Genomic DNA, 25,117 nt, shown 5'->3' on the forward strand with positions numbered 1-25,117 from the left:
ATAGGCCTGCCGGAAAGGTCGGTTCCGGCATTGCCGCTTATCTCTCCGGGTTGACGGCAGCAACGTCTGCGATCTTTAATGCCGCTCGCGCATGCCGGCCGCGTGTCGCCCGGTCCTTGACGCGCCGCTTTGTAAGCTTCGCGCCCGCGACCGTTTATACATGGCCAAAATCCCCGAGCGGTATTTATCGGACGACTTGACCGCGGCGCGTGGTCAGGACTTGACAATCGGTGATGGGCACAGGGGTGGTGCAGCCGATTCCCGGTTTGGAAGCATCGGCGGCTTCCACGCATGCGTCCCTTTGTCTGATTCGCGACAAAACTTGTCCTTACAATTCACTCAAGCCACATTAAACTTCGACCAACGACTGAAAACGCCGGAAGTCGCGTCGAAATGCCGCAGCCCGCCCAAGCGCAACGCGCGACCCACCGGCAACTGCTGAATCCTCACTTGCCACCGTCTTTTCTCTCTCATCTAGCGTATGGAAACGAGCCTCGATAAAGGCGCCCTCGCCGGCGCATCAGCCGCAGGCGGCACTCCTGCCGCTCCCGCCGCACAACCGGCCGCCAAACTCCAGCGCACGGTCTATTCCGTGCTCGGTGCGATCAGCTTTTCGCACCTGCTCAACGACATGATCCAGTCGTTGATCCTGGCGATCTACCCGATGCTGAAAGACAACTTTTCGCTGTCGTTCGGGCAGATCGGGCTGATCACGCTGACCTACCAGATCACCGCGTCGCTGCTGCAGCCGCTCGTCGGCTCCTATACCGACAAGCATCCGAAGCCGTATTCGCTGCCGGTCGGCATGGGCTTCACGCTCGCGGGCCTGCTGCTGATGTCGGTCGCGCCGAGCTTCGGCGTGCTGCTGGTCGCCGCGGCGCTGGTCGGCTGCGGATCGTCGGTGTTCCATCCGGAATCGTCGCGGGTCGCGCGGATGGCCTCGGGCGGCCGTCACGGACTCGCGCAGTCGCTGTTCCAGGTGGGCGGCAATGCAGGTTCGTCGCTCGGGCCGCTGCTCGCCGCGCTGATCGTGATTCCGCACGGCCAGCGCAGCATCGCGTGGTTCTCGGTGGCGGCGCTGGTCGCGATCGTCGTGCTCACGCAGATCGGCCGCTGGTACAAGCAGCATCCGTCGGTGAAAAAGGTACGCAGCCACGTGGCGCACGCAACGCTGTCGCGCAGTCAGGTCATGCTCGCGATGGGCGTGCTGGTCCTGCTGGTGTTCTCCAAGTACTTCTACCTTGCCAGCATCAACAGCTACTTCACGTTCTATCTGATCGACAAGTTCCATCTGTCGGTGCAAGCCGCGCAGATCCATCTGTTCGTGTTCCTCGCGGCGGTCGCGGCGGGCACGGTGATCGGCGGTCCGATCGGCGACCGGATCGGCCGCAAGTATGTGATCTGGGTGTCGATCCTCGGCGTCGCGCCGTTCACGCTGCTGCTGCCGTACGCGAACCTGTTCTGGACCGGCGTGCTGACGGTGATCATCGGCGTGGTGCTGGCCTCGGCGTTCTCGGCGATCCTCGTCTATGCGCAAGAACTGATCCCGGGCAAGGTCGGGATGGTTGCGGGGCTGTTCTTCGGTTTCGCGTTCGGTCTCGGCGGGATCGGCGCGGCGGTGCTCGGGCAGTTGGCCGACGCCACCAGCATCGCGTTCGTCTACAAGGTCTGTTCATTCCTGCCGCTGATCGGCGTGCTGACGGCGTTGCTGCCGGATGTCGAAGGCAAGCGCGCGAAAGCCTGATTGGCCGGCTCGCAAGCTGCATCTTGGGGAAAGGCGCTGCGGCGCCTTTTTTCTTGTTGCGTGGCAAGGTAAAACGCGGCGCGCACGCCGTCCCCGCTCATGGTGAACCCGCGTTGTCCGCCACGCCGCGCGTGCTCTATCCTTGTGCGAATGCATACTGCACTCGCGCCGCGCAACGCGGCCGCACGACCCGACCTCCGTTCACTCACGCAGCAGAAGGATCGCCGCAGATGACCAGCTATCGCGACTTCCACCGCCGTTCGATCGAGAACCCCGAGGCTTTCTGGGGCGCCGAAGCGCAGCGGATCGATTGGCAAACGCCGTTCGAGCTGGTGCTCGACCGCTCGAATCCGCCGTTCGCGCGCTGGTTCATCGGCGGCCGCACGAATCTCTGTCATAACGCGGTGGACCGCCATCTGGCCGAACGCGCGCAGCAGAACGCGCTGGTGTACGTGTCGACCGAAACCGGCATCGAGCGGCGCTACACGTACGCCGAGCTGCACGCGGAGATCAACCGGATGGCCGCGGTGATGCGCTCGCTCGGCGTGAAGCGCGGCGACGTCGTGCTGCTCTATCTGCCGATGATCCCCGAAGCGCTGTTCGCGATGCTCGCGTGCGCGCGCCTGGGCGCGATTCACTCGGTGGTGTTCGGCGGCTTCGCGGCGCCCAATCTCGCGACCCGCATCGACGACGCGAAGCCCGTGCTGATCGTGACCGCCGACGCCGGCGCGCGCGGCGGCAAGGTGATCGACTACGCGCCGCTGATCGACGAAGCGCTCGCGCGCGCGACCCACAAGACGCCGCGCGTGCTGCTGATCGACCGGCAACTCGCGCCCGAACGTCTGAACGCGCGCTACCTGGTCGCCTACGAGCCGTTGCGCGAACAGTTCTTCAATGCGCACGTGCCGTGCGAATGGCTCGAATCGAACGAGCCTTCGTATGTGCTGTACACGTCGGGCACGACCGGCAAGCCGAAGGGCGTGCAACGCGACGTGGGCGGCTATGCGGTGGCGCTGGCTGCATCGATGGAGCACATCTTTCAGGGCAAGCCCGGCGACACGATGTTCACCGCGTCGGACGTGGGCTGGGTGGTCGGCCACAGCTACATCGTCTACGCGCCGCTGATCGCGGGACTGACCACCGTGATGTACGAAGGCACGCCGATCCGTCCGGACGGCGGCATCTGGTGGCGCCTCGTCGAACAGCACAAGATCAATCTGATGTTCACCGCGCCGACCGCGTTGCGCGTGCTGAAGAAGCAGGATCCGGCGCTGCTGAAGAAAGCCGATCTGTCGAGCCTGCGCGCGTTGTTCCTCGCCGGCGAGCCGCTCGACGAACCGACCGCCGCGTGGATCGCCGACGCGCTCGGCAAGCCGGTGATCGACAACTACTGGCAGACCGAGACCGGCTGGCCGATGCTGGCGATTCCGCGCGGCGTCGAAACACTGCCCACCAAGCTCGGCTCGCCGGGCGTGCCGTCGGCGGGTTTCAATCTGACCTTGCGCAACGAACTGACCGGCGAGGCCTGTGCGCCCGGCGAAAAAGGCGTGCTCACGCTCGGCTATCCGCTGCCGCCGGGCTGCATGTCGACGGTATGGGGCGACCCCAGCCGCTTTGTCAGCACCTACTGGTCGAGCATTCCGAACCAGCAGGCCTATTCGACCTTCGACTGGGGCGTGCAGGACGAAGACGGTTACGTGACGATCCTCGGCCGCACCGACGACGTGATCAACGTCGCCGGCCACCGGCTCGGCACGCGCGAGATCGAAGAGGCGTTGTCGAGCCATGCGGCTGTCGCGGAAGTGGCGGTGGTCGGCGTGACGGATGCGGTCAAGGGTCAGGTGGCGATGGCCTTCGTGGTGCTGCGCGGCGCGCAACCCGATGCGGATCCCAGTGAGCGCGCCCGGCTGGAAGCCGAACTCGCGACGACGGTCGATCGCCAGCTCGGCTCGATTGCGCGGCCGGCACGCGTGGTGGTGGTGTCGATGCTGCCGAAGACGCGCTCGGGCAAGCTGCTACGCCGCGCGATCGCGGCGCTCGCCGAAGGGCGCGAGCCGGGCGATCTGCCGACCATCGAAGATCCGGCCGCGTTGCAGTTGGTTCGCGAGGCGCTGGGTGAGGTGGGGAAAGCGTGAGAGAAGCGCGCGCCGACCATACAGCCAGCGCCGCGCGCTTCATGCCTCAGGTTTTCAGACTCGCGCGTTACGCGCGTCGAGAAACCGCGTCAGAATCGCGTTCGAATAAGCCCCCGCGATCTCCGTCAGAAACGACACGAACGACTCCGTCGCGTGATCGTCGGCGGTATCGGAGATCGTGCGCACGACCGCGCACGGCACGCCATATTCATGGCAGACCTGCGCGATCGCCGCGCCTTCCATCTCGACGGCGAGCGCATCCGGCACCGCAACGCGCAATGCCTGGACACCCGCCGCGCTGGCGACGAACTGATCGCCGCTGATAATCAAGCCGCGATGCATACGCGGTTCGCGCGTGCCAAAGCGCGCCGCCGACGCCGCGCCCTCTTCCGCGACAAAGCGCTCGCACGCCGCGGCGAGCCGGTCGGCCAATACCGCATCGGCGGCAAAGCGCGACAGGCCCAGCAAAGGCACTTCGAAACGCGGAAACAGTGGCGACGCGTCGAGATCGTGCTGCAGCAGCGCATCGGCGACAACGATATCGCCGACCCGCACCTCGGCTCCCACACCGCCGGCGACGCCCGTGAACACGACCGACTCGACGTCGAACTCATGGATCAGCGCGCTGACCGTCGCCGCCGCCGCGACTTTGCCGACGCGCGCCAAGGTGACGACGCACGGCGCACCGTGGACGGTGCCGAGGTGATAGTCGCGCTGACCGTGCGTGATCGTGCGCACGCCGGACTCGGCGCGCATCGCTTCGATCAGATCGCCGAGTTCCTGCGGCAACGCCGCCAGAATGCCCAGCGGCCGATGTGAAACCGGCGCGCCGCTGCGGTTCGGATCGATATCGATCGCGTCAGAGTCAGCCCTGCCCGCTGCGTCGGTCGTGCCCGAGCCTGCCATACTTGCGCCAGTCATACCCGCGTCACCCGCACCCACTCCGTCCGCACCCACTCCGTCCGCGCTCATTCCACCGCCTGCAGTTTCGCAACCGCGAGCGCCAACCACTTCTCGCCGTGCCGCTTGAATTTGACCTGCGCTTTCGCGTCAGTGCCGCCACCTTCGAGCGCGGTAATCGTGCCTTCGCCGAACTTGGTATGAAACACCTGCTGCCCGACGCGGAAACCCGTCTCCGCCGCACGCTGTTCATTCGCGAATGCCGGCAAAGGCGCCGGCGTCGACGATGCCGGACCCGTATAACCCGGCCGCGCAAACCAGTCGCGCCCATAACCCGCGTTATCCGAACGGCCGCCCCAGCGCGCGCCCGCCTCGATCTTCGGCGTGAGCCACTTGAGCGTTTCCTGCGGCAATTCGTCGAAGAAGCGCGAACGAATGTTGTAGCGGGTCTGGCCGTGCAACATCCGGCTCTGCGCGAACGACAGATACAAACGCTCCTTCGCCCGCGTGATCGCCACGTACATCAGGCGCCGCTCTTCCTCCAGGCCGTCCGATTCCATCGCGCTGTTCTCGTGCGGGAACAGCCCCTCTTCGAGACCGGTGATGAACACCGCCGTGAACTCCAGCCCCTTGGCCGCGTGCACCGTCATCAGCTGCACCGCTTCCTGGCCGGCTTGCGCCTGGTTGTCGCCCGCTTCGAGCGACGCATGCGACAGGAAGCCGGCGAGCGGCGTCATCGTGTCCGGGTTTTGCGCCGGATCGGCGAGGCCGGGCGCGTCCAGCACGACGGTATTCGGATCGTCGGTGGCGACCGCCAGTTCGGGCGCGGCGGTCGCGCCCGGGCGTAGCGGAATCGAGCGCGCCGGCGTATCCATCCCGTAGCCCTCTTCGCTGACGAACGCGGCGGCCGCGTTGACCAGTTCCTGCAAGTTTTCCAGCCGGTCCTGGCCTTCGCGCTCGTTCTGGTAGAAGTCCGCGAGACCGCTCGCGCGGACCACGTACTCGACGGTTTCGGGCAGGCTCATCTGCTGCGTTTCCGCGCGCATCTTGCCGACCAGATTCGCGAAGCCCGCGAGGCTCGAGCCGGCCTTGCCCGCGACATACGGAATCGCCGCGGCCATCGAGCAGTTGTACAGACGCGCCGCGTCCGCGAGTTGCTCGATCGAACGCGCGCCGATGCCGCGCGTCGGGAAATTGACGACGCGTGCGAACGCGGTGTCGTCGTTCGGATTGTCGATCAGACGCAGATAGGCCAGCGCGTGCTTGACTTCCTGACGCTCGAAAAAGCGCAAGCCCCCGTACACGCGATACGCGATGCCCGCGTTGACCAGCGTATGTTCGATCGTGCGCGACTGCGCATTACTGCGGTAGAGGATCGCGATCTCACTGCGCGACGTGCCGGTGCTGATCAGCGCCTTGATTTCCTCGACGATCCAGCTGGCTTCCTGCGAATCGGTCGCGGACTCGTAGACGCGCACCGGTTCACCGTGACCGGCGTCGGTGCGCAGATTCTTGCCGAGGCGCCGCGAGTTGTTGGCGATCAACTGATTGGCGGCGTCGAGAATATGGCCGTGCGAGCGGTAGTTCTGTTCGAGCTTGATCAGGTGGCGGACGTTGAACTCGTGTTCGAAGTCGCGCATGTTGCCGACGTTCGCACCACGGAACGCGTAGATCGACTGGTCGTCGTCGCCGACCGCGAAGATCGAATTGGTCTGGCCCGCCAGCAGCTTGAGCCACGCGTATTGCAGCTTGTTGGTGTCCTGGAACTCGTCGACCAGGATGTGCCGGAAGCGCGCCTGGTAGTGCGCGCGCAGCGGCGGATTGTGCGCGAGCAGCTCGTAGCAGCGCAGCAGCAGTTCCGGAAAGTCGACCACGCCTTCACGCTGGCATTGCTGGTCGTAGGCTTCGTAAAGCTCGACGAATTTGCGGTTGAAGTTGTCGGTGGCGTCGACGTCTTTCGGCCGCAGCCCCTGTTCCTTCGCGTTGTTGATGAAGTACTGGAGGTTCTTCGCCGGGTACTTTTCGTCGTCGATGTTGAGGCCCTTCATCAGACGCTTGAGCGCGGACAGCTGGTCGGCGGTGTCGAGAATCTGGAAGGTCGCGGGCAGCCCCGCGTCGCGATGATGCGCGCGCAGCATCCGGTTGCACAAACCGTGGAAGGTGCCGATCCACATGCCGCGCGTGTCGATTGGCAGCAGCGCCGACAGACGCGACATCATTTCGCGGGCGGCCTTGTTGGTGAAGGTCACCGCCAGAATCGTGGCGGGCGACGCCAGACCATGCTGGATGAGCCACGCGATGCGCGTGATCAGGACGCGGGTTTTGCCGCTGCCCGCGCCGGCAAGAATGAGCGCGGGCTCGTTGGGGAGCGTGACGGCGGCGTGTTGTTCGGGGTTGAGATTGGCTAGCAGATCGGGCATTTTTTGGGAGGGGCGGCAGGTCGTGCGTCATTATATGCCCCGGCGGGGGTCGGGCTTTTTTGGTTGTCTGGCGGTTTCGGGCTGTGTTCTTCTGGTGTTGGCCTTTCCGCTTTCCTTGAATTCATGGTGGTCTATTGGCGTTGCCCCTGTGCGGGGCGGCACTCACTTTCTTTGCCGCCGCAAAGAAAGTAAGCAAAGAAAGCGGGCTCACACCGCTAGCTTTTAAGCGGGTCTCCTGGCTTGGAGGGGGTCGTGGCGCATCTGGAATCTGTGTTCCCGCACACTCCGCGCCAGTGACAAGGCAGTCATTCTTCCGGCGGCGCGGCGCGCGCCGAAGCGGTACTTCCTGGAACCGCCAGCTATTTCTCTCGGCCTGCGCATTTCTTGAGCGCTGGCCGCTCTTCGGTGCGGATTCAACCGGTGAGGAGACGCGACCTGACGAAAGGGCAAAACGCGATGTTGTTCGCCGTCCGATTTCCCGATGAACGAAAGTGCGGGCGCAGATAGACAGACAGCGCTAACGCGGCGGCTTCGTGAGGCCCGCGCTGTCTTTCACTTCTGTTCCGAGTTGGTTGAACGCTTCGTGCCGACGCCCGGCTCAACGTATTACCCGGCCCGCGCGAGCGGCATGGCGGCCCGTTTATGTAGCGACGGAGGCATTCCCGAAGTCGGACACAGGCGTTGTGCTGGCGAACGTCAACCGCTTCTTTGGCGCGGAGCTGGCGAAAGCGGTTACGTCGGTACGACGACCGAGTCGGATGCGACCGGCCGCGAGCGACCCGTCTCGGCCGCTCGTTAAGCGGCACTGAATGCCGACTATGTTGCGGATTTCGGCCGTTCGTGCTGGTCACGCCTGAAATCAATCAGGCACGGGCGCGGCGACGAATATAGGCGTCTGTCCGGCCGCCACGTCGGACAAGGCATCAAGAAGCCGCTCTGCGTGCTGTTGGCGTCGGGTGCCAGCTTCGTGCCCGATTCCAGGCAGGATGGCTCTTCAGCGAAAGCTGAGCTGTTGGTAAAGCGGAAGGCTCAGGGAATTGAATGTCTCAAGACTGATGCCGCCGGCCCCGCATCCGCAGGCATGCCCGTGAGACAGCCAAAAGCAGGCAGGAGCGGGCTGATGCAGGTCGCTACAAGTAAAGCGCTATCGGCTCGCCTGGATGAATGCGAGCAACGCCGCGCTGACTTCATCATCGGCGGTGTTGAACGAGTCAACCACGGACATGTGATTGTGTCCCGCGAAGCGTGCCCACGTCGGGCAGCGCTTTGCATCGCATAGCGCCCCCCTCAGTTGCGTCGCGTAACCCTCAATTTCGGGCGGATCGAACTCGGCCATTGTCACCATGATCGGCAACGGCGTGCTCAACATGCCGGGCAGCGACGAGCGTTGCGCATACACACTTGCGTCTTCGCCGAAGTATGCGTCGCGCACCGGTCCTTTGGCGCTTGCTGGATCGATGATGCCGGGCGATATCAGGGCGATGCCCACCAGCCCGACGCCCTGGGGTCCGTAAAAGCGCGGCTGCGCGACATAGCTGGCTACGTGCGACGCCCCGGACGAATGGCCGACCAGGAATATCCGCGATGGAGCGCCGCCTTGCGCCGCGATGTTCTGTTGCACCCAGCGTACCGCGAGCCCCAGATCTTCCGCGCCCGATGGCCAGTGGCTTTGAGGAGCCAGCCGATAGTTCACATTCACTCCGACCATCCCATGATTCGCGGCCCAGAGCATGATGTTGTCGTAGAACGGGCTGTCGGGCGCATGCTTGTCGCCGCGCACATAGCCGCCGCCGTGCACGAAGATCATCACGGCGCGCGGCAACGATGGAGCGGCTTCGGGTACGAACGTGTCGAGACGTTGCTTGTCGTCCGGCCCATAGCTCAGGTCTCGCGTAACACGTACGCCCGCATAGGACTGAGCTTTCAACTGAGGCGCGTAGAGCGCACCCGTCACACCAGGGTCGATCACGCGTCCGATGGTTGCCAGTTTTGGTGCGATGTCTGGGGGCGGATCGGCTTGCGCAACCGGGCTGATTGCGGCGCAGCCAGGCCCAACGATAACCCAGGCAAATCCACAGTGCTTCATATCGCCTCCCCTGGAACGACCATGGCGCTCTGATTACCTCGCCCGTTCAGAGGTTAGTCCATCGCGGCGCAAATCTCTATTGAGATATAGCATGAGCGAGCCGGTCGACCCGATCACCGCGGGACCGGCCGACGCTTCTTCGAGCGAGGCTCGTGAGGCACCGCCCGGAAGACTGGCTGCGCAGAGGACCTTCCGCCGACCACCGCGCACAGGGTGTGCTCTATGGTCGGCGAGAAGTTGCTGAGCAGTCTGGGGTGGACTTCGCTTAACTCCGACCACCGTTACAACGGCTTAAACCGATTTCACGGTCGTCGCGTGATTGCCAATCCGATCCCGTCAGCCAACTATCCCGCCTGCGTCCCATACTCGGTCACCACCGGTAGCTTGGGCTTCGGCGGATTCGGAACGCTTTGCTGCGGCGCGTTGCGCTTGATCGTGTCATCCGTCGCGCCGACGAGAGTCAGCGTGTTGTCACGCGCCTCGATCTTCACCGGGTCCGTTTTCTTCCACTGCTTCTTCGGAATCACCAGCTTCCACGTCGCGTCCTTGCCGGCGTTGCGGAAGAACGCGACCACGCCGACATACTCCGCATTCTCATTCATCGGCTCGCTGATGCTCGCACTCGCATCGGGACGCAACACGACATCTTTCGTCGCCAGCAGATCGGCCTTCAGCGCATCGATGTCATTCATCTGCAACTGCGCGTAGTCCAGTTGCTGGAACGTCTGCGATGTCTTCAGCTGATAGATCCGCACCACCGTCGACAACGACTGTCCAGCGCCGTTTGCGTTTAATGACGACCGGCTGACGAGGTCCACGTTCATGGTCTTCACCTGCGTCGTGAACGCCCATTTCGCGGCGTCCACCGTGCCGTCCTTGACCGCCTGCCCGACCCCGCATCCTGCGACGGTAAGGGTGGCCAACACGGCCGCGCCCGTTCGAAGCTGTCGCATCATTCTGTTGATCCTCTTTGTAGTCCATATCCATTGATTGCTGTCCGGAGCCCGTCTCATTGCGCCGCGCGCGCCCGGCTCGCGTAGGGGTCGCTGCCGCCTGTCCACTCGCCCAACTGCACACGCGTGACCGTGGTTGCCACTTCGCGCGTGCGGGATTGCGGCAACTGGGTCGTGAAACCCAGACTGACCTGATCCGAATTCAACTGCGGGGCTGGCATCAGTTCCGGACTCACGTGCATTTCCAGATGCGCCCGTGCCTCGTAGCCAAGGTAAAAGCGCAGTAGCGCCATGAGCTCGCGGTGATTGGCCCGCCCTGGCATCAGCCCGAGCACCGACTCGCGGGTGGTCGGAGTGATAACCACGCGCACCGTATTCGCGCGGTCGTAAAATCCGCGGCCCAGCAGGCAGCCCTCTCCTAATGCTCCCAACGCACCCGGCGTGTCACCCTCGGCGCGGATCCAGACCGGATAGAACTCTTCCACCGTGATCCGGGCGTCCGGCACCGCATGCTGCAGCACGCCCGCCAGTCCTTCGGCCGTGCGCGTTTTCTGGCCCGCGAGCCCGAGCATCGACAGCAGCTTGCGCGGGCCGACCGCCTGCGCGATCTCCGGCGCGCCGAAGCCGAGCCCTGCGAAGCTCAGCAGGTAGCGCGAAATCTCATCGGTGCCGCCGCTTCTGAAACCCGCCGGATAGCGGTACTTGCGCCACACCCGGTAGTACTGCGTGACGACCCGGTGGTGAAACAGATCGAGAAAGCCCGCCATCGGCTCGGCACCGTCACGGTTCTGCGCGACCTCATCGACGAAGTACGACGGCATGCGCGCGTCGACGCCATACAGGCCGAGAAACGTCGTGCGTACCGCCGGCGGCGCCGACGGATTGTCCGGGTCGTATTCCACCGCATCGATCTCGCGGTTCGGAAACCCAAGCCGTGCCCGTGAGCGGAATCGCACCGGCTCTGAAGAAGACGAATCAGAGGTGCCCAGCGGCGGCTTGTCCGGCGCGGCCAGCTCGATCAGCTCGCAGAAGCGGAAGAAATTCATCCGCGCGGCGTCATTGAGCAATTCCGGCAGCAGCGCGCGGTCCGCGCAGGACGGAAACTGCCTGCACGGTGCGTTCAAAACGGTGCTCCTTCACCCTTCGTATCAGGCCATTCGATCCGGCGACCGGTCGGCTGCGATACGACCACGAGCTTCGTGAACAGGTTCAGCGTGGCGTACAGCCCAAGGAAACGGTTCAGCATTCCGCCGAACAGTTCGACGTCGCCGTCGCCGGCAAACTGGTTGCTGTCGAGGGTCACCTCGATCTCGACGCCGCGTTGCAGCCCGCCCTTCACGAGCTTCTGCAGCAGCCGGTGCTTCACGTCGGTGATCGCGTCGATACGGCGTTTGTTCAGCTCGCCCTCGGTCCAGTCGTACAGCGCCAGCGAGCCGCGCAGGATTTCCGGGTTCAGCAGCGACAGATAGTTCGGCGCGAGATGCGACAGCACGCGCCACTGGAAACGGTCGCCGGTCGGCGGATAGACCGGCAGCGTCGGTGCGGTCAGGTTGCGCACCGAGCCGATGTTGGTGAAGCCGCTGCGCATCCGCGTGATGCCCGCTTCGCGCAGGCCCTTGCGTGGCAGCATTCCGTTGGTGCCCGTCACCGACAGCGACAGCGTTTCCTTCGGCAGCGTCACCTGCTGCTCCCATGCGTGGCCGCCCAGCACGACCCACGTATCGAAGCGCCCCGACGGTCCGCTCCGCACGCGCGTATGGAAATAACGCTCGGGCATTTCATGGCGCAACATGCCGCCGCGATGACGGAACGACGCGAACGGCGCGTATTCGAAGCGCCGGCCCGATCCCGCCTCGAAGCCCTGCACGGTATCGACCGAATAGACGTCGACATGGTCGCCGTACTGCTCGATCGCGTGCACGCGGTATTCGGTTTCGAACTGTGTCGCGATGATCGGGTCCGCTTCCAGCTGGAACAGGTTGATGATCGGAGTGCAGAAGAGACGCACGTTATCGGCCGAGAAGCGCATGTCGTCCGGATAGGTTTTCTCGAGCACCACCTCGACGTCGAAATACGGCGCGTCCTGCGCGATGGCCTGCATGTCCAGACCGAGCAGGTCGACGAACATGAATTTCTCGGGGAACGTGAAGTACTCGAGCAGCAACTGGTATCTGTACAAGGCGGTGACGAGCGGCCAGACGCTGAAGTCGATCGAAATCAAGTGGTACAAGATCGACGACGCGGGCAAGGAAAAGGAATACTTCAACACCAGGCTCGACAACGTGAAGGTCGTGGCGGTGAATCCGAAGATGCTGGACATCAAGAACCCGGCGTACGAAAAGCACAACCACCTCGAAGAAGTGCAGCTGCGCTACGAGAAGATCACGTGGTCGTACAAGGACGGCAACATCATCCACACCGACACGTGGAACGAGCGCTCGTAATAGCGCTTCACCCCAAGGCTGGCATGTGTCCTGCTGATCTCCTGAACTAGTCGGGAGCCAGCCGCTCTTCGCCGGTCCGCGCAGCGTGGACCGGTGCTTCTTTTCCGCGCTTTTTCCTGCCGCTTTCCGCCATGACCCATCGCGACCTCTCCCCGTTCCTGCGCCGTCTCAACGATCATTGCGCCCGCGCGCTCGCCGATGCGGCGAGTTTGTGCGAGACACGCGCCCATCGTGATATCGAGGTCGAACACTGGCTGATCAAGCTGCTTGAACTGGGCGAAGGCGACCTTGTCGCGATCGTGCGCCGTTATGAACTCGACATGGACGGTATCTGGAACGGCCTGCTGCACGCGATCGATCGTCTGCCGCATGACTTGCGCGCCAAACCCGGACTGTCGCAGCGCCTCGCCCAGTTGCTCGAAGCCGCGTGGATGCGCGCGTCGCTCGAAGAGGGCTCGCCGTCGATCCGCTCCGCTCACCTGCTGGCCGCGCTCGCCGACGCGCCGCATCTGCTGCGCGCGCCCGATGCGTGGGCGTTGCTGTCCGTGTCCGCGACGCAGATCGAGCGCCTCACGCCCGAACTCAACTGGACCTCCATCGAAGCGCCGATCGTCGAGACCGACGCGCAGGATTGCGTGATTTCACGCCCGGACGAAAACACCACCACCGGTGAAACGAAACCGCCGCCATCCGCAACATCGGCGCGCGGGAACGGGCTCGCTCAACCGGTATCGGAAGCGCTCAAGCGCTTCACCATCGACATTACCCAGAAAGCGCGCGAAGGCAGGATCGACCCGGTGTTCGGACGTGATGTCGAGATCCGGCAGATGGTCGACATCCTCGCGCGCAGGCGCAAGAACAATCCGATTCTCGTCGGCGAACCGGGCGTCGGCAAGACCGCGCTGGTCGAAGGACTCGCGCTAAAGATCGCCGAGGGCGACGTGCCCGCGGTGATCCGCGATGTCAGCGTTCTCACGCTCGATCTTGGTTTGCTGCAAGCGGGCGCCGGCGTCAAAGGCGAGTTCGAGCAGCGCCTGAAGAACGTGATCGAAGCGGTCCAGCAAGCGCCGACGCCGGTGCTGCTGTTCATCGACGAGGCCCATACACTGATCGGCGCAGGCAACACCGCGGGCGGCGCCGATGCGGCGAACCTGCTGAAGCCGGCGCTGGCGCGCGGCGAGTTGCGCACGATCGCGGCGACCACCTGGTCCGAATACAAGCAGTACTTTGAGCGCGACGCGGCGCTGGAGCGCCGCTTCCAGATGGTCAAGGTCGACGAGCCCGACGACGACAACGCCTGCCTGATGTTGCGCGGCCTGAAGGAGCGCTACGCACAACACCACGACGTGCACATCACCGACGCCGCGGTCAGTGCAGCGGTGCGTCTGTCGCGCCGCTATCTGACGGGCCGCCAGTTGCCCGACAAGGCCGTCGACCTGCTCGACACAGCGGCCGCGCGCGTGCGCATGAGCACCGACGCGACGCCCGTGGCGATTTCCGCCTGTCATGCGGAGCGGGCCGCGCTCGACGTCGAGCGTGCGGCGCTGATCGACGATCAAGGCGCGACATCCGCCGATGTCGGCGAGCGGCTGGCTACTATCGACGCGCGCCTGACCGTCCTCGCGCGCGAACTTCACGCACTGGAGCAGGCCTATGCAGACCAGAAAGCCGCCGTCAGCACGCTCGTCGCGCTGCGCGAAAAGTGGCACGCCGCAATCGACGAGTCCGAGCGACGCGATCTCCAGCAGGAGATCAGGATCGCTCACGACAAGCTCGCCGGCTATGGCGCCGATACGCTGATCCAGGCGGAAGTCGATGAAGCCGCGATTGCGCGCGTGATCGCCGACTGGACCGGCGTGCAGGTGGGCAGCCTGCTCGAAGATGAACTGGCCACGCTGCTCGACCTGGAAGCGCGGCTCAGACGCATCGTGGTGGGCCAGGACGACGCGCTCGCGGCGGTCGGCAAAAGCCTGCGGGCGGCGAAGGCCGGCCTCAAATCCGACGAAGCGCCGCTCGGCGTATTCCTGCTGGCCGGTCCCTCGGGAGTCGGCAAAACAGAAACAGCCCGCGCGCTGGCGGACCTGATGTTCGGCGGCGAACGCTCGCTCGTCACGATCAACCTGTCGGAGTACCAGGAAGCGCACACGGTGTCGCAACTGAAGGGCTCGCCGCCCGGCTACGTCGGTTATGGCCAGGGTGGCGTGCTGACCGAAGCAGTGCGTCAGCGCCCGTATAGCGTGATCCTGCTCGACGAAGTCGAAAAAGCTCACCGCGATGTGCTGAACCTGTTTTACCAGGTGTTCGACCGCGGCTTCATGCGCGATGGCGAAGGCCGGATGATCGATTTCCGCAACACCGTCATCGTGATGACGTCCAACCTCGGTAGCGAGCAGATCATGGCCGCCACTGAAGCGGTGGCCGAAGCCGGCGGCGATGTGACCAGCGCCATGCTGATGGAAGCGATCCGGCCGATGCTGGTCGAGCATTTCCAGCCGGCGCTGCTCGCCCGCTTTCAGACCGTGGTGTACCGGCAGCTCTCGTCTGGTGCACTGGGAGAAATCGTCCGGATGAAACTCGACAGGGTCGCGCAACGGATCGAGCGACGCTTCGGCGTGCCGCTCGCGTGCGACGATGCGCTGGTCGCCGAACTCGTGCGGGCGTGCCTGCTGCCCGACTCCGGCGCGCGCAACATCGACAGCCTGCTCGATCAGCAGATCCTGCCGGTGCTTTCGCGTGAACTGCTGGAGCGCGTCGCGAAGCAGCAATTGCCGGCGCGAATCGTCCTCGCGTTTTCGGCAGAAGGCGGCATCGCCGTTGATTTCGATGACGCGCCCGAGGTGGCGGCATGACACGCGGCGGACCAGGACTCTTCGAAGCGGTGACGGGACACTTTGCAAACGGCGCACGGATCGACGACCACGACGCTGCGACGCAGACCTTCTTCTCGGTGCGGGACAACATCCAGCGCATCCTGAACAGTCGCCGCAACGGGCTTGCGCATCTGCCCGATTATGGGCTCGACGACCTGTCGGAAATCTATCGGCATCTGCCGTCGTCCGCACACAGGCTCAGACATGCGATCGAAGCGACGCTGCTGAAATATGAACCGCGCCTGAAATCGATCGATATCAAGATCAGGGAAACAGAGCCGGGCATGCTGCTGAGCTTCACGATGAGCTGCCGTCTGCATCAGGAGGGACTGGTGCGCTTTGGCACGCACTTCACCCCCGACGGCCAGACCCGGCTCGACATGCTGAAAGCCGATCTCGATCGTGACTGAGACGCGTAGCCGATGCCCTGTCCGACTCGATTGGTCGTGAACCGCGCGAGTTGATGGGCTCCCGCACGGCATGGTACCCGTCACGTGCGAAGGCCCGCCATCATGACGGCTCTGCTGTTCAGAATAACCGGCAGAACGGCATTGCCGGGACCGATCTGAATACAGGAAGAATCCGGATGTAGAATCGGCTGGCGAGATGCGCGGGCAGCATCGTGTGAGAGGTCTGCCGTCTGTCGCTCCCAGTGGTTCAACCCATCCAATCCAGTCCACATTGGACGTTACGCGCACACTCCACACGCATTCCTTGTCAATCAGTGCCTCTCGGTCACGGCGGACGATCTCGCCTCGGGTGAGAAGTACTTCGCCGCGTTGTCGCAGGGCGGCCAGGTGACCATGCCATTCGGTAAAACCTTCTGGACGCCGGGCTTCGGGATGCTGGCCCGGTTCCCATTGACACCAAAAATCCCCCAACGCCACGCCCCGCTTATAATCGAGCATTCTTTGCATTTACCAGCCGATCGACACATGAGCGAGACCCCGAGCGACACCACCTCAACGCTTGCCAAAAGCTTCGAGCCCCACACCATCGAAGCCCACTGGGGCCCTGAATGGGAAAAGCGCGCCTACGCGGCGCCTTCCTTCGACGAGAACCACAAGGATTTCTCGATCCAGCTGCCGCCGCCGAACGTCACGGGCACCCTCCACATGGGCCATGCGTTCAACCAGACCATCATGGACGGCCTCACCCGCTATCACCGCATGCTCGGCGAAAACACGCTGTGGGTGCCGGGCACGGACCACGCGGGGATCGCCACGCAGATCGTCGTCGAACGGCAACTGGACGCCGAAGGCGTGTCGCGCCACGACCTCGGCCGCGAAAGGTTCGTCGAACGCGTGTGGGAATGGAAGCAGCAGTCCGGCTCGACCATCACCAATCAGGTGCGCCGTCTCGGCGCGTCGATCGACTGGTCGCGCGAGTACTTCACGATGGACGACAAGATGTCGGCCGCGGTGCGCGACGTGTTCGTGCGCCTGTATGAACAGGGCTTGATCTATCGCGGCAAGCGCCTCGTCAACTGGGACCCGGTGCTGCTCACCGCCGTCTCCGACCTCGAAGTGGTCAGCGAGGAAGAAAACGGCCACCTGTGGCACATCCACTATCCGCTCACCGACGGTTCGGGCCAGCTGACGGTCGCCACCACGCGCCCGGAAACCATGCTCGGCGACACCGCCGTGATGGTCCATCCGGAAGACGAGCGCTACGCGCATCTGATCGGCAAGACGGTCACGCTGCCGCTGTCGAACCGCGAAGTGCCGATCATCGCCGACGACTACGTCGAGCGCGAGTTCGGCACGGGCGTCGTGAAGGTCACGCCCGCGCACGATTTCAACGACTATCAGGTCGGCCTGCGCCACAAGCTGCCGCAAATCGAAATCCTCACGCTCGACGCGCAGATCAACGACAACGCGCCGGAAAGATACCGCGGCCTCGACCGTTTCGCAGCCCGCAAGCTGGTGGTGGCCGACCTCGAAGCGCTCGGCGCGCTCGAATCGGTCAAGCCGCACAAGCTGATGGTGCCGCGCGGCGACCGCACGGGCGTCGTGATCGAGCCGATGCTGACGGACCAGTGGTTCGTCGCGATGAGCAAGCCGGCGCCGGAAGGCACCTACCATCCGGGCAAATCGATCGCCGAAACCGCGCTGGATGTGGTCCGCAACGGCGAGATCAGGTTCGTGCCGGAAAACTGGAGCACCACGTACTACCAGTGGCTCGAAAACATCCAGGACTGGTGCATCTCGCGCCAGCTCTGGTGGGGCCATCAGATTCCGGCGTGGTACGGCGAAAGCGGTGAAATCTTCGTCGCGAAGACCGAAGAGGATGCCCGCGCCAAGGCCGCCGCGGCTGGTTACACGGGCGCCCTGAAGCGCGACGAGGATGTGCTCGACACGTGGTTCTCGTCGGCGCTGGTGCCGTTCTCGTCGCTCGGCTGGCCGAACGAAACGCCGGAGCTGAAGCACTTCATGCCGTCGTCGGTGCTGGTCACCGGCTTCGACATCATCTTCTTCTGGGTCGCGCGCATGGTCATGATGACCACGCACTTCACCGGCAAGGTACCGTTCGACACGGTCTACGTGCACGGTCTGGTGCGCGACGCCGAAGGCCAGAAGATGTCGAAGAGCAAGGGCAATACGCTCGACCCGATCGATATCGTCGACGGCATCGAGCTCGACGCGCTGGTCGCCAAGCGCACCACCGGCCTGATGAATCCGAAGCAGGCCGCGTCGATCGAAAAGAAAACCCGTAAGGAATTCCCCGACGGCATTCCGGCGTTCGGCACCGACGCGCTGCGCTTCACGATGGCGTCGATGGCCACGCTCGGGCGCAACGTCAACTTCGATCTGGCGCGCTGTGAAGGCTATCGCAACTTCTGCAACAAGCTGTGGAACGCCACGCGTTTCGTGCTGATGAACTGCGAAGGCCACGATTGCGGCTTCGGCAAGCCGGAACAGTGCGGCGAATGCGGCCCGGACGGTCACCTGAATTTCTCGTCGGCGGACCACTGGATCGTGTCGCGCCTGCAACGTGTCGAAGCGGAAATTTCCAAGGGCTTTTCCGACTATCGTTTCGACAATGTGGCCAACGCCCTATACAAGTTCGTGTGGGACGAATACTGTGACTGGTATCTCGAACTCGCGAAGGTTCAGATCCAGACGGGTCAGCCGAACCAGCAGCGCGCCACACGCCGTACGCTGCTGCGCGTGCTCGAGACGGTGCTGCGCCTCGCGCATCCGGTGATTCCTTTCATTACCGAAGCGCTGTGGCAGAAAGTGGCACCGCTGGCAGGGCGTTATCCCGAGGGTACAGCCGAGGGGGAAGCGTCTATCATGGTGCAGCCGTACCCCATCGCCGAGCCGTCGAAGATCGACGAAGCGGCCGAGCAATGGGCAGCCGATTTGAAAGCGGTGATCGATGCGTGCCGGAATCTGCGCGGCGAAATGAATCTGTCGCCGGCGGTCAAGGTGCCGTTGCTCGCTACCGGCAACGCGGAGCGCCTGCGGACCTTTGCTCCGTACGCGCAGGCATTGGCCCGTTTGTCGGAAGTGCAGATCATCGCCGACGAGGCAGCGCTCGACGCGCAGGCGGATGGCGCGCCAATTGCTATCGTAGGAACTGACAAGCTCGTGCTGAAGGTGGAGATCGATGTAGCGGTCGAGCGCGAGCGGTTGTCGAAGGAGATTGCGCGCTTGAGCGCGGAAATCATCAAATGCAATGCCAAATTGCAAAATGAAAGTTTCGTTGCAAAGGCACCGCCGGCAGTCGTTGAGCAGGAGCAGAAAAGACTGGCGGAATTCGAAGCCACGGTGGGCAAGCTGAAGGCCCAGTTGGCCCGTTTGCCGGCCTGATCGACGCTCCATGCCTGCCGGTGAAAAAGGGCGGGCAACGACCGAAAGCTTAACCAGAGGACTCAGGGTAATCACATGCTAAAAGTTACAAAGGCGGTATTTCCGGTAGCAGGTCTTGGCACCCGGTTCCTCCCTGCCACGAAGGCGAGCCCGAAGGAGATGTTGCCGATCGTCGACAAGCCGCTGATTCAATACGCGGTTGAAGAGGCGATGGCGGCCGGCATCACCGAAATGATCTTCGTCACGGGCCGCAGCAAGCGCGCGATCGAGGACCACTTCGACAAGTCCTACGAGATCGAAGCCGAACTGGAAGCGCGCGGCAAGGACAAACTCCTCGAACTGGTGCGCAGCATCAAGCCGAGCCATGTCGACTGCTTCTACGTGCGTCAGCCGGAAGCGCTGGGCCTCGGCCACGCGGTGCTGTGCGCGGAAAAGCTGGTGGGCGACAACCCGTTCGCCGTGATTCTCGCGGACGACCTGCTGTACGGCACGCCGCCCGTGATGACGCAGATGATCGAAGTGTTCGATCACTATCACAGCTCGGTGATCGGCGTCGAAGAAATCCCGCCGCAGGAAACCAGGTCGTACGGCATCGTCGACGGCAAGGAATGGGAAGATTCGATCATCAAGATGTCGGGCATCGTCGAAAAGCCGGAGCCGAGCGTGGCGCCGTCGAATCTCGGCGTGGTCGGCCGCTACGTGCTCAAGCCGCGGATCTTCGACCACATCCGCTCGATCAAACCGGGCGCGGGCGGCGAATTGCAGTTGACGGACGCGATCCAGTCGTTGCTCGCCGACGAACAGGTGCTCGCGTACAAGTATCACGGCACGCGTTTCGATTGCGGCAGCAAGCTGGGTTACCTGAAGGCGACGGTCGAGTTCGCTCTGCGTCACCCGGAAGTGGCCGCCGATTTCGAAGAATATCTGCGCACCCGTTCGCCGGTTCTGGAAGGTTGAACAGCAGGTTGAGCGACGAGGCGTTGCAGCCTCCCGGCCGCATCGAACTGAAATGAAAAGGCGCTGTGTCCCGCATTCGCGGGCACAGCGCCTTTTGTTTGATGCGCGCGTTTCGAGCAGCGCGGATTAGCGGCGCTTCATCAGGAACGTGAAAACCTTGTCTTGCGCCGAGCTTTCGACGATTTCATTGCCGGTTTGCTTCGCAAACGCGGCGAAATCGCGCTGCGAGCCCGGATCGGTCGCCAGCACCTTGAGAATCTGGCCGCTTTCCATGTCGGCGAGCGCCTTCTTGGCGCGCAAAATGGGCAGCGGGCACAGCAGCCCGCGCGCATCGACTTCCTTGTGAATCTGAATTTGCATCGACGATGACCTTCGGGACGAGGCGTCGTGAGCGACGCCGGACAGAGGGTCAAATTCTACAGCAGGCTGCGCCTGGCCGCCGGGCGTGACGCCGGCGCGCCAGTTAGCACATCCGCGCAGCCCCGTTGCGGGGCTACAGCGTCACCGCCTGCCCGCTGTGCAGCGACTGCCGCAACGCGACGCCGATACGCGTCGCTTCGAGCGCGTCGGCCAACGTCGCGCCCGCTTGCGTGTCCGCCCCGGCCCCGCCCCGCACCGCCGCGACGAACGCGCGCGCCTCGTGCAGAAACGCCTCTTCGAAACGATCGAAGAAGCTCGGCGTGCATTCGTTGCGGATTCCCGTCGCGTCATATATCTCGACGCGATTCGCGCGCGGATTGCGGCCGATCGCGAGCGCGCCGGCCGTGCCGATCACCTCGCTGTGCGTGTCGTTGCCATGCGCCTGGGTGCGCGACGCGTAGAACATCGCCAGCTTGCCGTCCTCGAACTCGCAGATCGCCACGCCGTTGTCGACGTCGCCGAATTCGCGCAGGCCCTCGTGCAGCGCGACCGCGCCCGCTGCGAACACGCGTTTGGCGCGCGGCTTGCCGAGCAGCCAGCGCGCGACGTCGATATCGTGCACGGTGCAGTCGAGAAAGATGCCGCCGGAGGTCGCCGCGAAGCGCACGAAGAAGCCGTCGGTGTCGTTCTGGTCGGTGGTCTGCGAGCGCACGAGGAACGGCCGGCCGATCTGGCCCGCGGCGATTTTGTCAAACGCGTCCTTGTAGCTCGGATCGAAACGGCGCATGAAGCCGATGGTCGCCTGCAGATGCGGATAGCGCGCGGCTTCGGCCAGCACGCGTTCGCACTCGGCCAGCTCCAGCGACAACGGCTTCTCGCAGAACACATGCTTGCCGGCGCGCAGCGCGTCGACGATCTGCTGCGCGTGCAACGACGACGGCGTGACGAGCCACACCGCATCCACGTCGGGATCGGCGAGCAGGTCCGCGTAATCGCTATAGAGGCGCGGTTCGGGCAACGCTTCACGCGCCCACGCCCGCTCGTCTTCCAGCGGACTGCACGCGGCCGCGAGCGTCGCGCCCGGCACGCGATACGCGAGATTCTCCGCGTGCCGTCTGCCCAGCCGCCCGAGGCCGACCACACCCAACCGAAGCCGCTCCGTAGCCGCCTTCATCACGATGCCTCGCCGAGTTTGACCGCGCGGCCCTCGCGCCATGAGCGGGTCGCGGCGTCGGCGAGTTCGAGCGCTTTCAGACCGTCGGCCACGGTCGTGCGCACCGGCTTGCCATGCGTGACCGCGTCGAAGAAATGCGCGATTTCAAGCGCATAGGCCGCGCGATAACGTTCGAGGAAAAACGCTTCGGGCACGTCGCTCGACACTTCGGTTTTCGAATACGCGGTCACTTCGGTGGGCCGCACGTTGCCCGCCTGCAGCATGCCGGTGCTGCCGAGCACTTCAAAGCGCTGGTCGTAACCGTACGCGGCGCGGCGCGCGGTGTTGATCTGACACAGGCGACCGCGCTTCGTGCGGATCGTCACCGCGGTCGAATCGATGTCGCCCGCGTCGGCGATTGCCGGGTCGCTCAGGCAACTGCCGGTGGCGTGCAGCGTGTCGGCTTCGTCGTCGAGAATCCAGCGGAAGATGTCGAAGTCGTGAATCAGCATGTCCTTGAAAATGCCGCCCGAGTGCCGGATGTACTCGAGCGGCGGTGCGCCCGGATCGCGGCTCGTCACCACCAGCATTTCCGGCGTGCCGATCTCGCCCGCGTCGATACGCGCTTTCAACGCGGAGAAGGTCGGATCGAAGCGGCGCTGAAAGCCGATCATGCAGACCACGCCTGCCCGCTCCACCGCGTCGGCGCAAACCCGCGCGCGCTCCAGCGTCAGATCGACCGGCTTCTCGCAGAACACGTGCTTCTTCTGCGCGGCCGATTGGACGATCAGGTCCGCATGCGTGTCCGTGCTCGAACAGATCACGGTCGCGCCGACCGCCGCGTCGCCCATCGCGCCGTCGACATCCGCGACCTGCGCGCCATGCTCGGCGGCGAGCGCGGCGGCGGCCTCGCGATTCACGTCGACCACGTACTTGAGCCGCACGCCCGGGTGCCGCGCGAGATTAGCCGCATGAATCTTGCCGATGCGCCCCGCGCCGAATACCGCTACGTCGATCTTCTTTACCGCGTCAGTCATCGTATCCTCCGGTGTCTTTGGATTCTTCAACATTCAATTCGAGCTTGTACGCGAGCGCGATGAACAACGCCTGGCACAAACAGATCGTGCTGGTCAGCGAGCGGAATGCGAATGCGCTGCCCTCTTTCACATACAGCTGCGTGCTCGCGTGGCGTGACAGCGGAGATAGTTGGCTATCCGTAATAACCAGCGTCTTCGCCTGATGATGATGGGCGACGCGCAGGCAGTACTGCGTTTCCTTGCCGTACGGCGCGAAGCTGATCGCGATCACCACGTCGCCCTTCTTCACGCTGCGAATCTGTTCGCGGTACATGCCGCCGAAACCGGACACCAGATGCACGCGCTTGGGCGTGTGCTGCAGCGCGTAGACGATGTAGCTCGCCACCGGAAACGAGCGCCGCACGCCGATCACATAGATGTTGTCGGCATGCTGGAGCATTTTGACGGCGGCGTCGAACTGCTTGTCGTCGAGTCCCGCTTCGAGTTCTTCGAGGCCGCTGCGCGAGGCCGCGATGAATTCGCGCGCCACCGCGCCGCCGGACAACGCGCCCGGCTTCTCGTCGATCAGCTTGCGAATCCTCTGCTGGTAACTCGGCGACGACGTGCCCTGCCCCGTGTAAGCCTGGCGAAATACCGCCTGCAGATCGGAGAATCCGGAAAAGCCGAAGCGCTGCGCAAACCGCACCACGGCGGACGGATGCACGCCGCAGCTCGCGGCGATGTCGCTGGTGCGATCCACCATCACGCTCGAGCGGTTCTGTTCGATATAGGTCGCGACGTTCTTCAACTGACGCGGCAACGCCTCGTAGTTTTCCGCGATGCGCTGCATCAATTCTTCGACGCTCGGCAATTCTTCGGTGCTCTCTTCCGCCATAGCTCTCTCTCAAGTGCTTTATTGCAGTGCGGAAGACACCGCTTAGCGCCCGCGCACGGTCTTCCGACGCTGCCGATTATAGGCAGGCTCCACGTCAAATGGAATGTATTTTCCATTTTTATTTATCATGAAATTTTCATTGCAACGTCTCGGAAGATGACCTAATCTTGGTCGTGAGCGATGGTGCTTCGGTGGACATGCGCCGGCCAGTACGCGGATGGAAAGCCGCCGCCACACGTTCCCCTCAATAACGACAGACCGAGAAAGGTGGAGACAATGAGACTTTGCAAGGGCAAGGCTACGCTCAGGATTCTGGTGACGGCATTGACGTTGGCGACGGGATTCGGCGCGGCCTCGGCCGCCCGTGCGGCTGACGCCCACTTCGTGCTGATCAGCCACGCGCCGGATTCGGACTCGTGGTGGAACACCATCAAGAACGCGATCAAACAGGCCGACGAGGACTTCAACGTCACGACCGACTACCGCAATCCGCCGAACGGCGACATCGCCGACATGGCGCGTCTGGTCGAACAGGCCGCCGCACGCAACTACGACGGCGTGATCGTCTCGATCGCCGACTTCGACGTGCTCAAGAGTTCGATCTCCAAGGTCACCGAGAAACACATTCCACTCGTCACGATCAACTCCGGCACCGAGGAGCAAAGCGCGAAGCTGGGTGCGATCATGCACGTCGGACAGCCTGAATTCGCCGCCGGCAAGGCAGCGGGCGAGAAGGCGAAGGCGGCGGGCATCAAGTCGTTCCTGTGCGTGAACCACTACGCGACCAACCCGGCTTCGTTCGAACGCTGCCGTGGCTTTGCCGAAGCGATCGGCGTCGACTTCAAGACATCGACGCTCGATGCCGGCCAGGATCCCACCGGCGTACAGTCGAAGGTGAGCGCCTTTCTGCGCAATCATCCGGACACCCAGGCGGTGCTCACGCTCGGGCCGCTGTCGGCCGATCCGACGCTCAAGGCACTGCAACAGATGGGCCTCGCGGGCAAGATCTGGTTCGCCACGTTCGACTTCGACAGCGACATTGCGAAGGGCATCCAGGACGGCACGATCCTGTTCGCGATCGACCAGCAACCGTACTTGCAGGGCTATATTCCGGTCGCCGTGCTGGCCATCGTTAAAAAGAACCACACCACCGATCCGGCCAAAATCCGCGAGATCCTGCAGGCCAATCCGAAGTTCAAGGAACGGCTTGCCACTTACGGGCTCGCCCCCTCCTATGGGCCGCGCAATATCGGCTCGGGTCCGGGCTTCATCACAAAAGCCAATGTCGACAAGGTGCTCAAGTATGCAGGCCAATACCGCTAGGCAACGCATCGGCTGATGGCGCCGCCGCGATGGCGGCAGGCATGAA

Annotated in this window: 16 protein-coding genes and 2 pseudogenes; 8 read left to right on the top strand and 10 right to left on the bottom strand. The window is 63.8% G+C overall.

The window, feature by feature from the left end; translation table 11 throughout:
• Positions 1–481: 481 nt before the first annotated feature.
• Both HV744_RS26795 and HV744_RS26800 read left to right on the top strand, forming a co-directional pair.
• Complete coding sequence (locus HV744_RS26795) at positions 482–1,744, top strand: MFS transporter (protein WP_175152394.1); 1,263 nt, start codon at positions 482–484, stop codon at positions 1,742–1,744.
• Between the two features lie 131 nt (positions 1,745–1,875).
• Positions 1,876–3,879, top strand: coding sequence for a propionate--CoA ligase (locus HV744_RS26800; RefSeq protein WP_425497850.1), 2,004 nt, complete (start codon positions 1,876–1,878; stop codon positions 3,877–3,879).
• Between the two features lie 54 nt (positions 3,880–3,933).
• Here HV744_RS26800 and HV744_RS26805 read toward each other — a convergent pair whose 3' ends face one another.
• The 6 genes and pseudogenes from HV744_RS26805 to tssF all read right to left on the bottom strand — a co-directional run.
• The gene (locus HV744_RS26805; RefSeq protein WP_425497848.1) at positions 3,934–4,800 is read right to left on the bottom strand and encodes a 5'-methylthioadenosine/adenosylhomocysteine nucleosidase; all 867 of its coding nucleotides are present in this window, start codon (positions 4,798–4,800) and stop codon (positions 3,934–3,936) included.
• Positions 4,801–4,847: 47 nt separating this feature from the next.
• A complete protein-coding gene (locus HV744_RS26810) occupies positions 4,848–7,199 on the bottom strand; it encodes a UvrD-helicase domain-containing protein (protein ID WP_175152396.1) in 2,352 nt (783 codons plus the stop codon).
• Positions 7,200–8,343: 1,144 nt separating this feature from the next.
• Positions 8,344–9,285, bottom strand: coding sequence for an alpha/beta hydrolase (locus HV744_RS26815; RefSeq protein WP_175152397.1), 942 nt, complete (start codon positions 9,283–9,285; stop codon positions 8,344–8,346).
• A gap of 344 nt (positions 9,286–9,629) precedes the next feature.
• Positions 9,630–10,241, bottom strand: a complete 612-nt coding sequence (gene tssJ / locus HV744_RS26820) for a type VI secretion system lipoprotein TssJ (RefSeq protein ID WP_175152398.1) — start codon at positions 10,239–10,241, stop codon at positions 9,630–9,632.
• A 53-nt stretch (positions 10,242–10,294) separates the two neighbouring features.
• On the bottom strand, positions 10,295–11,284 hold the full coding sequence (gene tssG / locus HV744_RS26825) for a type VI secretion system baseplate subunit TssG (RefSeq protein ID WP_175152448.1): 990 nt from the start codon (positions 11,282–11,284) through the stop codon (positions 10,295–10,297).
• Between the two features lie 74 nt (positions 11,285–11,358).
• Positions 11,359–12,414 (bottom strand): annotated as a pseudogene (tssF, locus tag HV744_RS26830) (type VI secretion system baseplate subunit TssF); the annotation flags it as partial.
• On the opposite strand from tssF, the pseudogene tssD reads away from it, so the two are divergent.
• The 5 genes and pseudogenes from tssD to galU form a co-directional block, all read left to right on the top strand.
• Positions 12,395–12,682: pseudogene (gene tssD, locus HV744_RS26835) on the top strand (type VI secretion system tube protein TssD); the annotation flags it as partial. The pseudogenes tssF and tssD sit on opposite strands and share 20 nt — an antisense overlap.
• 131 nt (positions 12,683–12,813) lie before the next feature.
• Positions 12,814–15,531 carry a type VI secretion system ATPase TssH gene (gene tssH / locus HV744_RS26840; RefSeq protein WP_175152399.1) on the top strand — a complete coding sequence of 906 codons (2,718 nt, stop codon included), beginning with the start codon at positions 12,814–12,816 and terminating at the stop codon, positions 15,529–15,531.
• Positions 15,528–15,962 carry a type VI secretion system baseplate subunit TssE gene (tssE, locus tag HV744_RS26845; RefSeq protein ID WP_175152400.1) on the top strand — a complete coding sequence of 145 codons (435 nt, stop codon included), beginning with the start codon at positions 15,528–15,530 and terminating at the stop codon, positions 15,960–15,962. Before tssH ends, tssE begins: the two co-directional genes overlap by 4 nt.
• Positions 15,963–16,487: 525 nt before the next feature.
• Positions 16,488–19,367 (top strand): valine--tRNA ligase, encoded by a 2,880-nt coding sequence (locus HV744_RS26850; RefSeq protein WP_175152401.1) that lies wholly within the window; start codon positions 16,488–16,490, stop codon positions 19,365–19,367.
• Between the two features lie 75 nt (positions 19,368–19,442).
• Positions 19,443–20,324 carry a UTP--glucose-1-phosphate uridylyltransferase GalU gene (gene galU, locus HV744_RS26855; RefSeq protein ID WP_175152402.1) on the top strand — a complete coding sequence of 294 codons (882 nt, stop codon included), beginning with the start codon at positions 19,443–19,445 and terminating at the stop codon, positions 20,322–20,324.
• Between the two features lie 126 nt (positions 20,325–20,450).
• Here the strand turns inward: galU and HV744_RS26860 are convergent, their stop codons facing one another.
• The 4 genes from HV744_RS26860 to HV744_RS26875 form a co-directional block, all read right to left on the bottom strand.
• Entirely contained in the window at positions 20,451–20,678 is a 228-nt protein-coding gene (locus HV744_RS26860) for a sulfurtransferase TusA family protein (protein ID WP_175152449.1), read from the bottom strand.
• Between the two features lie 139 nt (positions 20,679–20,817).
• The gene (locus tag HV744_RS26865; RefSeq protein ID WP_175152450.1) at positions 20,818–21,858 is read right to left on the bottom strand and encodes a Gfo/Idh/MocA family oxidoreductase; all 1,041 of its coding nucleotides are present in this window, start codon (positions 21,856–21,858) and stop codon (positions 20,818–20,820) included.
• Positions 21,858–22,874, bottom strand: a complete 1,017-nt coding sequence (gene iolG / locus HV744_RS26870; RefSeq protein ID WP_175152403.1) for an inositol 2-dehydrogenase — start codon at positions 22,872–22,874, stop codon at positions 21,858–21,860. The genes HV744_RS26865 and iolG overlap by 1 nt, the downstream gene beginning before the upstream one ends.
• Complete coding sequence (locus HV744_RS26875; RefSeq protein WP_175152404.1) at positions 22,867–23,748, bottom strand: MurR/RpiR family transcriptional regulator; 882 nt, start codon at positions 23,746–23,748, stop codon at positions 22,867–22,869. Before HV744_RS26875 ends, iolG begins: the two co-directional genes overlap by 8 nt.
• A gap of 276 nt (positions 23,749–24,024) precedes the next feature.
• Between HV744_RS26875 and HV744_RS26880 the strand changes: the two genes are divergently transcribed.
• Positions 24,025–25,071, top strand: a complete 1,047-nt coding sequence (locus HV744_RS26880; protein ID WP_175152405.1) for a sugar ABC transporter substrate-binding protein — start codon at positions 24,025–24,027, stop codon at positions 25,069–25,071.
• Positions 25,072–25,117 lie beyond the last annotated feature (46 nt).

The sequence above is a fragment of the Paraburkholderia ultramafica genome (assembly GCF_902859915.1).
Classification (GTDB): Bacteria; Pseudomonadota; Gammaproteobacteria; order Burkholderiales; family Burkholderiaceae; genus Paraburkholderia; species Paraburkholderia ultramafica.